Below are 12,226 nucleotides of genomic sequence, written 5' to 3'. Positions count from 1 at the left end.
AACTGTTATTAGGAATCGGGTTCTTCTTACTGCTTCCAACCGTAAAAAGAGTAAATTCTGAACACAGCATAAAACGAACTCATAACAATAAATAGTTCCTGAACTCTATTATTATTTAAATATAAAAAGACACGAATGATGAATATAGCACCTAGTATTCTAAATGCAGTAAACGAATGGTTAACGCCAACCTTTGATAGCGAAACGCAAGCTGCTGTTAAAGAATTAATGACAACTTCTCCTAAGGAACTTGAGGAAAGTTTTTATAAAAATCTGGAATTTGGAACTGGAGGAATGCGCGGTGTGATGGGTGTTGGAAGCAACCGAATCAACAAATACACACTTGGAAAAAACACTCAGGGTCTCTCTGATTATTTACATATTGCTTTCCCAAATCAGCCTTTAAAAGTTGTTATCGCCTACGATTGCCGTCACAACAGTAATACTTTGGCAAAAATTGTTGCTGATGTTTTTTCAGCAAACGGAATTCAGGTTTACCTGTTCTCTGATTTAAGACCAACCCCGGAATTATCGTTTGCACTTAAATATTTAGGCTGCCAATGCGGAATTGTACTAACAGCTTCTCACAATCCACCGGAATACAACGGTTACAAAGTGTATTGGGAAGATGGCGGGCAAATCGTTCCTCCACAGGACGCTGCAATTATCAATACTATTGAAAATTTAGGTTACGATAAAATTAAATTCAAAGCCAACGAAAGTCTGATCGAGTATATCGACTCCGAAATCGACAAAGCTTTTATAAAATCGTCTATTGAAAATGCCAGTTTTAATACACCGGCCGAGGCAAAAGACGACTTGCATATTGTTTTTACTTCTTTGCACGGAACATCGATAAAATCTGTTCCTGAAACTTTATCACAGGCGGGTTACAAAAATGTACACATCGTACCGGAACAAGCCATTCCTGATGGAAATTTCCCAACTGTAAAATCCCCAAATCCTGAAGAGCCTGAAGCTTTGACAATGGCCCTGGCTTTGGCGGATAAAACACATTCGGATATTGTAGTCGGAACAGATCCTGATTGCGATCGTCTTGGCGTTGCCGTTAGAAATAACGAAGGCAAAATGATTTTACTGAACGGAAATCAAACCATGATCTTAATGACTGCTTTCTTATTGAAACAATGGAAAAAAGCAGGTAAAATTAACGGAAAACAATTCATTGGTTCAACAATTGTGTCGACTCCAATGATGATGGAACTGGCCACAAACTATGGTGTGGAATGCAAAGTAGGATTGACCGGTTTTAAATGGATTGCCAAAATGATTAAAGATTTCCCTGAACTTCAGTTTATCGGAGGTGGCGAGGAAAGCTTTGGTTTCATGGTTGGTGATGCTGTAAGAGATAAAGATGCTGTTGCAGCAACCTTATTAATCATCGAAGTTGCCGCTCAGGCAAAAGCAGCCGGAAGCAGTGTTTACAAAGAGCTTTTACAGCTTTATGTTGAAAATGGATTCTACAAAGAGCACCTGGTTTCCATAACTAAAAAAGGAATGGAAGGTCTGGAAGAAATCAACCAGATGATGATCAGTCTGCGCGAAAATCCGTTAAAAGAAATCAGCGGTCAGCGTGTCATTATGATGGAAGACTACCAATCGTCAATTGCCTTAAATTTATTGACCGGTGAAGAATCTGTTATGGATGTTCCTAAATCCAACGTATTGATTTATTATACCGAAGACGGTTCTAAAATTTGTGCAAGACCAAGCGGAACAGAGCCAAAAATTAAATTCTACATCAGCGTTAATGCTGAATTAGAATCGGTTCAGGATTTTGATGAAGCAGAAAGCTATTTAGACGGAAAAATACAAAATATCATTGCAGAAATGCAATTGAAGTAAACAGTAATGAGTGACAAACCTGACACAAAAGACAAACCTGAACTATTAGATTCAATCATTGGACTAATAGATCAATCACGTCATTTTGTTGCCAAGACTGTCAATCAGGAACTAACGCTCTTATATTGGAAAATTGGAAAAACGATCAATGAAGAGATTCTAAAAAATGATCGCGCTGATTATGGAAAGAAACTTATCCAGAACCTAAGCACTATTCTTTCTGATAAATACGGAAGCGGTTTCAACAAAAGAAACCTACACAGCTTCATTAGATTAAACTCTGAAATACAAGACTTTACAATTGTGCACACACTGTGTGCACAATTGACCTGGTCTCATATCAGATCCTTAATTTACATTGAAAGTAAGATAAAACGTGAATTCTACATCCAAATGAGCATTCATGAAAGATGGAGCGTGCGAACCCTGCAAGAACGTATGGATAGTATGCTTTTTGAAAGAACTGCCATCAGCAAAAAGCCAGAAGAAACAATCGTTAATGATCTGGCTTTACTAAAAAACCAAAAACAAATTAGTCCGGATTTAACTTTTCGCGACCCTTATTTCCTAGATTTTTTAGGACTGCATGACACCTATTCTGAAAAAGATTTAGAAAGTTCGATCTTAGCTCAATTACAAAATTTCATCACCGAAATGGGCAGTGAATTTGCTTTTCTCGCCCGTCAAAAAAGGATAACAATTGATGATGAAGATTTTTACATCGATTTACTTTTTTACCATCGTGGCCTACGCCGACTGGTTGCCATTGACTTAAAACTCGGGAAATTTAAAGCAGGCTACAAAGGCCAAATGGAATTGTATTTACGCTGGTTAGAGAAAAATGAACAAAAAGAAGGTGAAAATAAACCAATTGGATTAATTTTGTGCAGTGAAAAATCTCCCGAACAAATTAATTACTTAATGCTTGACAATGATGAACAAATCAAAGTCTCCGCTTATTTAACCCAATTACCTGAAAAAAAATTATTGCTGGAAAAACTCGAAAGAGCCATTGCCATAGCAGAAAACAACATCATAAATAAATGAGTAATTTTAAAAAAATAGTTCCTTTTATATATCCGTATAAAAAATACGCATTCCTAAATATCTTTTTCAATATTTTGTATGCCCTTTTTAGCACCCTTTCCTTTATGGCATTAATTCCGATGCTTCAGGTTTTATTTGATAAAACAAAGAAGATTTATGTTATGCCAACTTACGAAGGAATTACCCATGCAAAAGAATTTGCACAAAACTATCTGAGCTATTACATTACAAAAAATACAGATCCTAATAATCCCGGATTTATACTTTCGGTAATGGTGGCACTCATTATTTCGATCTTTCTATTGAAAAATTTAGCCGATTATCTTGCTATGTTTTTCATTAATTTTTTACGAAATGGTGTTTTAAGAGACATGCGAAATGCACTGTACAAAAAAACACTGGAATTGCCTTTGGCTTTTTATTCTGAAAAAAGAAAAGGAGATGTTATTTCCAGAATTTCTGCCGATGTCAATGAGGTTCAGACTTCGTTTTTAGCCATCTTGGAGCTTATCGTAAAAGAGCCTCTAACTATTGTTTTTACTATATGCGCGATGTTAATCATCAGCGCTAAACTTACCTTATTTGTCTTTATTTTCATTCCTGTTTCGGGATATATCATCTCTTTAATTGGAAAGCAGTTAAAAAAACAGTCCGGTAAGGCACAACAGGAACAAGGAAGTTTTTTATCTACTATTGAAGAAACCATTGGCGGTTTAAAAGTTGTAAAAGGATACAATGCCGAGAATTACTTCAACACTATCTTTCAAAATTCAACAGAACGTTTTTTTAAACTATCCAATAGTATCGGGAATCGTCAGAACTTAGCATCGCCAGCCAGTGAGTTTATGGGTATCACCGTGATTGCCATCTTACTTTGGTACGGAGGACAAATGGTTTTAATTGAAAAAACACTCGACGGCCCTTCCTTTATTGCTTATATGGGATTAGCCTATAACATTTTAACTCCGGCAAAAGCAATCTCTAAAGCTTCATACGGCGTAAAAAGAGGTAATGCCGCAGCTGAACGTGTTCTTGAAATTTTAGAGCAGGAAAACACCATTACATCAAAAGATAAGGCGTTTGAAAAAACATCGTTCGACAATAACATCAGCGTTCAGAACATCAACTTTAAGTATGAAGACGAAACGGTTTTAAAAGACTTCTCTCTTGAGATCAAAAAAGGACAAACCGTTGCACTTGTTGGACAATCGGGAAGCGGAAAAAGTACGATTGCCAATTTACTGACCCGTTTTTATGATGTAAACGACGGAACAATTTCAATTGACGGCATCAACATTAAAGACATGGACCTGCAGTCGCTTCGCAGTTTAATGGGATTGGTAACTCAGGACAGTATTTTGTTCAATGATACCATCAAAGCCAATATCGCCTTAGGAAAACTTGATGCGACAGACGACGAGATTATCGAGGCTCTGAAAATCGCCAATGCTTATGAGTTTGTAAAAGAACTTCCATTAGGAATTTATACCAACATCGGCGACAGCGGAAACAAGCTTTCAGGCGGGCAAAAACAACGACTGTCGATTGCCAGAGCAGTGTTAAAAAACCCTCCGATTATGATTTTGGATGAAGCCACATCAGCATTGGACACCGAAAGTGAAAAATTTGTTCAGGTCGCTTTAGAAAATATGATGCAAAACAGAACTTCGATTGTAATTGCTCACCGTCTTTCGACCATTCAGAAAGCAGATCTGATCGTAGTCATGCAAAAAGGAAAAATTGTAGAACAAGGAACACATGACGAACTGATTGCGCATAACGGAACCTATAACAAACTGGTTACCATGCAGTCTTTCGAATCTTAAATAAAAAACAAAAGGCTTAGCCACAGATTACCCAGATTACCGAAGATTATTTTTCTATCCACGAATTAAAATCTTATATTTATCTGAGTAATCTGTGGCTTTTTTATTTAGTACCCCTTAAATCTGAAAACATGTATCTCAACAATCCGAATATAAAACTGCCAGATGATCCGGATACAATTGTCTGGAAATACTTAGACTTGTCTAAATTCCTTGATTTATTATTGTCTAAGAAATTATTCATGTCACGCTCTGACAAGTTTGAGGACCAATACGAGGGCACTTTTAGCGAACCGACATTCGAAGAGATTAAAAAACTGGCCATCGACAATCCTGATTTTTTAAACTACTACAAAACCCATAGAGAACAGGTAGCCATAAGCAGCTGGCACATCAACGAATATGAATCGTTTGCCATGTGGCAGATTTTCACCAAAAACAATGAGGGTTTAGCAATTCAGTCTACCATTAGAAGATTACAGAATGCTGTAAGACCGGAAAACAATTTCGATCAATACATTGGCGAGGTAAATTATATCGACTACAAAAAAGAGTACATCCCGTTTGATGATTTATTCTTCCCCTTTTTATTTAAGCGTAAAAGTTTTCAGTACGAAAGAGAGGTCAGAATTCTTACAGATACTTCAAAAAGCGACATTAAACTAAATGATGGCTTAAAAATCAACGTTGACCTGAAACAACTGATAGAAAAGATATACATCCATCCGAAATCGGAAAACTGGTATAAAAAGCTTGTAATCGATTTAACGGAACGTCTGGGATTTGATCTCGATATCGAGAAATCTGATTTAGAAAGTGATATTTTGATTTAGTTTTTTTTTAAGGGGCTGAGGTTCTAAGGCTCTAAGATTCTGAGTTATTTCTGCCACAGATTACACAGATTAAAATGATTTTAGGCATCCTCTTAAAAAGAAAAAGCCCTTTAAAAATTAATTTTTAAAGGGCTTTTTCTTGGTCCCAAAATCTTAGCACCTCAGAACCTTAGTATCTTAGCACCTTTAAATAGGCTTATAACTCTTCACTTCCCATTTTTTTGAAGCTAAATCAATATAGCTGTAATGCAGTACATCGTTTTTATCGAACTGCCCGTTTTGATTGGTATCTTCGATCGTTCTAAAATACAAACGATTTTTTGATTCGATTAAATTCCAGTCTACCAATTCCTGAAAGTCTTCTGAAATTTTAGTAAAACGCTCACCGCTGATGTTACTCAAATATAAGGTTTTAATATCACTAGTATCAATTTTACCGTCTTTATTGGTGTCGGAGTCTGCTAAAGTATAAACCATAATTTGGTTTTGCGTTTTATCCGCAACCGATTTTAAATAAGTAGCTGTCAAAATCAGGGCTGGTTTATCCGTCAAAGGACGTATAGAATCTGAATCGACTTTCTGGAATTTCAGGTTTTGCAGATAACCGGTGATTTCAAATTCGCCCAAATTAGAAATTGTAAAACTTACATCATTCACACTTGAAGATCCGTAACGTGCTTTTGTTCCTTTTTCAAAAACGCGCAGATCCCCAACAGGATGAATTAAATAATTTGTCCCTTCCATCTGAATAGGCAAATCGGCTATTTCAATCTGTGTTGAATCGGTTTTTGCGACAACATTGGTTTTATTGGCTGTATCGTAAATTACTTTTGGTTTCTTTACTTCATCTTTACAACTCACTAGTGTTCCGATGATTGCCAGGGCTATATAGGTTAAGGATTTTTTCATGTATGCTAATTCTATTAGGATATCAAATATAGTATTTTTGATTGTATTATCTAGTTTTATTGAATTTTACTAGTGTAAAGATATTGAGAAAAACTAACCCGAGATAGCCTATAAATATACCCCATTGTTGTTTTAGGAAAGAAGCCTGAAAAACATCAAGTACGTTTCTTTTACTTTCTTCCTCTATTCTACTTGTATTTTCTATTGAATACCTGGCTGTCCCACAAAAAAACCGACGATCTTTTTTCGACTTTGGTTTAGGTTTAGCACTCGCTAATACACATATATCATCTCTATACGGAGCCCAGGTTGGAACCTTCTCTACTTTCAAAATATCAATAACATTTACAAAAGTATTATAATCTGTTTTTGAACCAAAATGAATTTTCGCTCCATTCAAAGTATCATATTTCTTAACTAAATCCCGAACAAAATACCTTAGTTCCTGCAATTTTAGTTCTTGCGTTTTGTCACCATTAAAAATAAAATCTTTGTATTTTCTTAAGTCTTTAATTTTATACTTTTCAAATTCTTCTTTATCCGGAACTAAATAAATATCCGACACCCCATAAACCTTAAAAGCATCAACTTTATAAAAATGATAAAAACAAAACAAAGGAATTAAGATTAAAGAAATCATTCCCGGAACGTAAAAAATCTTCTTTCGTTTTTCACGTTTTACAATCATAGTCTCGCATTCAACTTCACATTAAAAACCCTCGAAGTCATATAATTTGGAATTGCGTACTGATTTTTAGAATACACATCGCGAACCCAGGTATTGGTAATCGCATTCTGATTATTGAAAAGATTAAAAATCTCAACTCCAACGGACAATTCTTTAAAGTTTTTCAACCATTTTGCTTTGGCAACTTTAGTACTGCCATCTACAAAAACCTTCGCAAAACCTACATCAGCCCTGCGATAATCGTTCAGCCTGCTTTGATACAGGTACGGATCCGAATAGGCCGGAGCTCCTCCCGGTAAACCGGTATTGTACACTAAGTTCAGGTATAATTTTACACTCGGAATACTTGGCATATAATCCTGAAACAACATGGCAAATTTCAAACGCTGATCTGTTGGTCTAGCGATGTAACCTTTGTTTTCATAATTTTCTTCGGTTTTTAAATAACCAAAGCTAATCCACGATTCCGTTCCGGGTACAAACTCACCGTTCAGTCTAAAATCAACTCCCTGAGCATACGCTTTCGCATTATTATTGGCAACATATCGGATTCGCACATTATCGATTGAATACACATTGACATCTGAAAGTGATTTATAATAAAGTTCCGTCACCCATTTGAAAGGACGGTTCCATATTTTAAAATTGTAATCATTCCCCAAAACAATATGAACCGATTCCTGCGCTTTGACGTTTGGATTTACAACGCCCTTTAAATCTCGTAGTTCACGGTAAAAAGGCGGCTGATGATAAAGTCCTCCCGAAAGTCGGAAAACCATATCCATATCCCAATCCGGTTTTAAAGTAAACTGGGCGCGTGGACTAAAAACGGTTTGATTTTTACCCTCTACAGCGGCTCCGGAAACATTCCAGCTCTGAAAACGAGCCCCCAGATGGTACCAAACCTGACTGGATCCAATTTCGGCTTTTTTATTATACTGCGCATAGCCCGAAAATCGGTTTATGGTATTAAAGTTTGTTGCCCGCACATCCTGATAGGGCAATAACGGCCCGGTATAAGGTGTGTAGTGCTGACTGTTTTTAGGTAAAAAAGCAATCGGTGGATTGATCGAAAACCCTGCCGAATCGATCATCTCCCACTCGTTAATTCGATCGCGGATAGATTCGCGGGTATATTTCAAACCAAATTCCAACTGGCTGTCATTTTTCCATTCTTTAAAACCTTTGATCTCTGCATTTGCAATCAAAGCATCCAGATCATTTCGGGCGTGACTCAACTGTGAACCTATTCCACGCGTAAAATCAACATTTGAAGTCTCTTCATTTTCTATAGTTCCCAGGCGATATTGTGCCAGTATATCAAAATGCTCCTGCTCTACGGTATGAAAAAGAGAACCTATGAATTTTAAAGTCAGACTCGGAGAAACTTTGTAAGTCGTTTTCAGGGCACCAAAATAAGTATTGTAGCGATCGCGCTCTTTACCTTCATAATACACCGCCAGCGCCATAGGCTGATCAATGGTTCCGAATTTTGTTTCGCGCGTCAAAGGCTGATACAAATATTTGTTTTGAGAAATATTCCCTAAGAAACTAAGCTGCCATTTTGCAGAAATATCATAATTAATATTCGTTTGAATGTCAGCAAAAGTCGGTGTATAATTGGTTTGTGTATCCTGACTATTCACCAGTAAACTGTTGTTTCGGTAACGAACACCGGTTACGGCTGACCATTTTTTATTTTTGGAAACCGCGTCAACCGACATACTTCCACCCAGTAAACTAGCTTCGAGAGAAGCACCAAACTGAGTTGGTTTTCGGTACGTAATATCTAAAACAGAGGAAAGTTTATCGCCAAATTTTGCCTGAAATCCTCCAGCCGAAAAGTCGACATTTTGTACAAGATCTGTATTGGTAAAACTCAGTCCCTCCTGTTGTCCCGAGCGAATTAAAAACGGACGGTAGACTTCTACCTCATTGACATACACCAGATTTTCATCGTAATTTCCACCACGAACAGCATATTGAGAACTCAGTTCATTATTTGAATTTACACCAGGCAGTGTTTTTAATATATTTTCGATTCCGGCATTGGCTCCGGGAATTTTCTTTATGGTGGCAACATCTACATTGGTGATCCCCTGCACCCTTTTTTTATTCTTAGAAGAAACAAAAACTTCTCCCATTTGTTCTTCCGAACTGCTCATTAGAGGATTGAAAACAAAAACTTCATTGGATATCAAATGCACTGTCAGACTCATCATTTTTAGAGAGACGTGCGTAAAAATCAAAGAGATCTTTTTCTCTGACGGCACAATGATTTCATAAAAACCATTTGAATCGGATTGTGAAACATTCCCGGAAGCGCTAATATTTACGCCCGCAACAGGATGATTCTCGCTGTCCAGAATTATACCTTTCACATGAGCCTTCTGAGCAAATGAAATACTGCTCATGCATAAAAAAAGAAAAACGGCTATTAACTTACTTTGATTCAAATGCTTTGGTTTTATTTTTGTTGGCTTCTAAAAAAATGAGTTTCAAAGATAGCAGAATTTCCTACATTATCAATCACTTCTATTTTTAAATCATTTGCCCCTTCTGCCACAAGGGTATCATCAAAAGTATGGGTAATTTTTCTCGTTTTACTTTCATATTCAAACAAAATCCAATTTCCGTTTAAATAACCGTTATACGATTTGATTCCCGAAGAAGCATCATTAATGGTAAATTCAATTTTTTTCGTTCCGGTAATCCACTTGTCCTGAATTGGCTTTGCGATTTTAATGGTTGGCGCAATGGTATCTAAGACCAAACCATATTGTCCTAATATTTTTGACTTGGCCGTAAAAACATCTCCTTTTCGTAGCGTTCCATTATAACTGGCGTTGTTTCCGCTAAATCTTCCAATAAAAAGTTTGTCCTTTAAGGCTTCCGGAAACGAATTGTCTTTAATGGTAATAGTAAAATTAGAATGCACCGGAACAGTATCGTCATGAATATGAATGCGATTATTTTTAACATCAAAGTTTAAATTAAAATCGTCATAAAAAGTTCCAGCCGGAAAAAACACAGACATATTGTCTTTTTCAAAATTCGAATCTTTATTGACTTTGATAAAATATTTCGATGTTACAGGCTCCTCTTTTACGATTGGTGTTGCGGTGTCGTACTCAATTGGAACGGTAACCGCACTTAAATTCCCAAAATAATCTGAAACCTCAATTCGATAACTCGAAGTTAAATTTGGCTCAGCCGAAACCACGCCACGTAACGAATCGGTCTTAATAATACTCAACGCATAGGGTGTTTTCATGAAAAGTTTCTGTACCCGCTGTCCTGATTTTTTATATTTTCCATAATCGATGAACGCATTTATATAACGCATTTCATCAAAGGAATAGGTATTAAACTGATAGTTGTAATTTTGATTTCCGTTGACAAAAGTGGAGACATTAAAAACTCCATTTTTATTAAACGAAACATCGTCATAATCTACAGCAGAAATTCCGAAACCTATTTTACCATTGGCTTTTACTTTGCTGGCCAGATAGGTTCCGTCTTTTTGAAGGGCAACATTTAACAACAATGGCTGTCTGGACTGATTTACAGTCGTATTTTCCATTGGATAAACATAAACACTCGAAATACTTGGTTTCTTAGTGTCTTTTATGTTTTTATCGAAGCCAAAAAACATCGGATTAATAACAAACTCTGTTTTGGTATCGCGAATTTCAAAATGCAAATGCGGTCCTTCTGAAGAACCTGTATTACCCGAAAGTCCAATAAGCTGACCTTTTGTTACTGGTAATTCATTAGCTTTTGGAAATACTTCGATCTCATATGCCTTTTCTTTATAGTGCGTTTTCATGACATAATCCAGAATTGGACCAACAGGTGTTTGCAAATGTCCGTACACCGAAGTATAGCCGTTTGGATGGGTAATGTAAATGCATTTCCCGTTTCCAAAAGTGGAGATTTTAATTCTCGACACATATCCATCGGCGATGGCATGTACATTTAATCCTTCTCTTTGATTTGTTTTTAAGTCAAAACCCGCGTGAAAGTGATTCGGTCGCAACTCCCCGAAATTACCGGAAAGCTGCATCGGAATTTCAAGTGGAGGACTAAAATAATCTTTCGGATATTGGGTCTGTGCGAAAATAAACGGACAAAAAAACAGACTAAGCAGTGAAAATCTCATAAGCAACATTTTTGCTAAGATAAAAAATTAAGAGGCGAAAACCGAGCAGAATGCTACAAAAATACAATCGATTGAATTTCATCTATTTGTTTATTTTTAATGTAAAAAAATCGATAAAAAATTGCATTAATAAAAAGGAATACTAACTTTGTAGGATTAAGTAATGAATAGGATTTATAATGAGTGTAATTGCCGAAATAATTGATACTCTTGAATATAAAGTCGAAAAGCTTTTTGAGAAATCAAAGGGCCTGGAGAATAATAATCAGGCTTTACAATTAGAATTAACCAAAGCTGCGCAAATTATCCAGAAACAATCTGAAGAAATTGAAGCTTTGAAAAAGCAATATGAAACACTTAAGATAGCCAATTCGTTGCTCGGCAGCGACAACAACAAGAGAGAGACAAAGCTTAAAATAAATTCATTAATTCGCGAAATTGATTACTGTATAGCACAACTATCAGATTAAAAAACGACATGGACGGAAAGCTTAGAATTAAAATATCAATTGCAGACAGAGTTTACCCGTTAACGGTGGAGCCAGCTCAGGAAGAAGGACTTAGAAGTGCTTCTAAAAAAATTGATGCTATGATCAAGCAATTCGAAGAAAGTTACGCGGTTCGCGATAAACAGGATGTTCTGGCGATGTGTGCCCTGCAATTTGCATCACAAGTCGAACAAAAACAAATTGATAACGCAATCGATGGTGAAGAAACTATCGAAAGAATTAAAAGATTAAATTCGCTATTAGATCAATATCTCGAAAATTAAACGTTCTTTTACAACAACTAAGATACTGCCTACATTAGTTCACAATTGGTAAACTCAACACTAACAATTTAGAATGAGCAAATCGTCGCTACTATAGTATGCCATGCTTCGGCTTGGAAACTT

At 36.3% G+C, this 12,226-nt stretch carries 10 protein-coding genes; 6 read left to right on the top strand and 4 right to left on the bottom strand.

The window, feature by feature from the left end; all coding sequences use genetic code 11:
- Positions 1 to 138: 138 nt before the first annotated feature.
- The 4 genes from ACN1CN_RS16905 to ACN1CN_RS16890 all read left to right on the top strand — a co-directional run bounded on the left by ACN1CN_RS16905 (position 139) and on the right by ACN1CN_RS16890 (position 5,572).
- Entirely contained in the window at positions 139 to 1,866 is a 1,728-nt protein-coding gene (locus ACN1CN_RS16905) for a phospho-sugar mutase (protein ID WP_419136531.1), read from the top strand.
- A 6-nt stretch (positions 1,867 to 1,872) separates the two neighbouring features.
- The gene (locus tag ACN1CN_RS16900; RefSeq protein ID WP_419136472.1) at positions 1,873 to 2,913 is read left to right on the top strand and encodes a PDDEXK nuclease domain-containing protein; all 1,041 of its coding nucleotides are present in this window, start codon (positions 1,873 to 1,875) and stop codon (positions 2,911 to 2,913) included.
- Positions 2,910 to 4,739 (top strand): ABC transporter ATP-binding protein, encoded by a 1,830-nt coding sequence (locus ACN1CN_RS16895; RefSeq protein WP_419136471.1) that lies wholly within the window; start codon positions 2,910 to 2,912, stop codon positions 4,737 to 4,739. The genes ACN1CN_RS16900 and ACN1CN_RS16895 overlap by 4 nt, the downstream gene beginning before the upstream one ends.
- A 131-nt stretch (positions 4,740 to 4,870) precedes the next feature.
- Positions 4,871 to 5,572, top strand: a complete 702-nt coding sequence (locus tag ACN1CN_RS16890) for a hypothetical protein (protein WP_291287552.1) — start codon at positions 4,871 to 4,873, stop codon at positions 5,570 to 5,572.
- Positions 5,573 to 5,758: 186 nt separating this feature from the next.
- On the opposite strand, the gene ACN1CN_RS16885 is transcribed toward ACN1CN_RS16890, so the two are convergent.
- From ACN1CN_RS16885 to ACN1CN_RS16870, 4 genes are read right to left on the bottom strand one after another with little or no spacing between them, the layout of a single operon-like run.
- Positions 5,759 to 6,481 (bottom strand): hypothetical protein, encoded by a 723-nt coding sequence (locus ACN1CN_RS16885; RefSeq protein ID WP_419136470.1) that lies wholly within the window; start codon positions 6,479 to 6,481, stop codon positions 5,759 to 5,761.
- A 46-nt stretch (positions 6,482 to 6,527) separates the two neighbouring features.
- Complete coding sequence (locus ACN1CN_RS16880; protein WP_419136469.1) at positions 6,528 to 7,169, bottom strand: hypothetical protein; 642 nt, start codon at positions 7,167 to 7,169, stop codon at positions 6,528 to 6,530.
- The gene (locus ACN1CN_RS16875; RefSeq protein WP_419136530.1) at positions 7,166 to 9,583 is read right to left on the bottom strand and encodes a TonB-dependent receptor; all 2,418 of its coding nucleotides are present in this window, start codon (positions 9,581 to 9,583) and stop codon (positions 7,166 to 7,168) included. Before ACN1CN_RS16875 ends, ACN1CN_RS16880 begins: the two co-directional genes overlap by 4 nt.
- 53 nt (positions 9,584 to 9,636) lie before the next feature.
- Positions 9,637 to 11,331 carry a M23 family metallopeptidase gene (locus ACN1CN_RS16870; RefSeq protein WP_419136468.1) on the bottom strand — a complete coding sequence of 565 codons (1,695 nt, stop codon included), beginning with the start codon at positions 11,329 to 11,331 and terminating at the stop codon, positions 9,637 to 9,639.
- Positions 11,332 to 11,510: 179 nt separating this feature from the next.
- On the opposite strand from ACN1CN_RS16870, the gene ACN1CN_RS16865 reads away from it, so the two are divergent.
- Together ACN1CN_RS16865 and ACN1CN_RS16860 are read left to right on the top strand one after the other, a co-directional pair.
- Positions 11,511 to 11,801: a hypothetical protein gene (locus ACN1CN_RS16865; protein ID WP_173965255.1), complete on the top strand. Its 291-nt coding sequence runs from the start codon at positions 11,511 to 11,513 to the stop codon at positions 11,799 to 11,801.
- A gap of 8 nt (positions 11,802 to 11,809) precedes the next feature.
- Positions 11,810 to 12,103, top strand: coding sequence for a cell division protein ZapA (locus ACN1CN_RS16860; RefSeq protein ID WP_012022231.1), 294 nt, complete (start codon positions 11,810 to 11,812; stop codon positions 12,101 to 12,103).
- The last annotated feature ends 123 nt before the right edge of the window (positions 12,104 to 12,226 follow it).

Origin of the sequence: Flavobacterium sp. T12S277 (genome assembly GCF_048514875.1) — a bacterium.
GTDB lineage: Bacteria > Bacteroidota > Bacteroidia > Flavobacteriales > Flavobacteriaceae > Flavobacterium.
The sequence above is the reverse complement of the archived record's forward strand: the minus strand, read 5'-3'. Positions and strand labels throughout refer to the sequence as shown.

Coding starts and splice junctions, on each gene's coding strand:
- ACN1CN_RS16865 (WP_173965255.1), top strand. CDS start 11,511: ATGAGTGTAATTGCCGAAATAATTGATACTCTTGAATATAAAGTCGAA.
- ACN1CN_RS16905 (WP_419136531.1), top strand. CDS start 139: ATGAATATAGCACCTAGTATTCTAAATGCAGTAAACGAATGGTTAACG.
- ACN1CN_RS16895 (WP_419136471.1), top strand. CDS start 2,910: ATGAGTAATTTTAAAAAAATAGTTCCTTTTATATATCCGTATAAAAAA.
- ACN1CN_RS16900 (WP_419136472.1), top strand. CDS start 1,873: ATGAGTGACAAACCTGACACAAAAGACAAACCTGAACTATTAGATTCA.
- ACN1CN_RS16860 (WP_012022231.1), top strand. CDS start 11,810: ATGGACGGAAAGCTTAGAATTAAAATATCAATTGCAGACAGAGTTTAC.
- ACN1CN_RS16885 (WP_419136470.1), bottom strand. CDS start 6,481: ATGAAAAAATCCTTAACCTATATAGCCCTGGCAATCATCGGAACACTA.
- ACN1CN_RS16875 (WP_419136530.1), bottom strand. CDS start 9,583: ATGAGCAGTATTTCATTTGCTCAGAAGGCTCATGTGAAAGGTATAATT.
- ACN1CN_RS16880 (WP_419136469.1), bottom strand. CDS start 7,169: ATGATTGTAAAACGTGAAAAACGAAAGAAGATTTTTTACGTTCCGGGA.
- ACN1CN_RS16870 (WP_419136468.1), bottom strand. CDS start 11,331: ATGAGATTTTCACTGCTTAGTCTGTTTTTTTGTCCGTTTATTTTCGCA.
- ACN1CN_RS16890 (WP_291287552.1), top strand. CDS start 4,871: ATGTATCTCAACAATCCGAATATAAAACTGCCAGATGATCCGGATACA.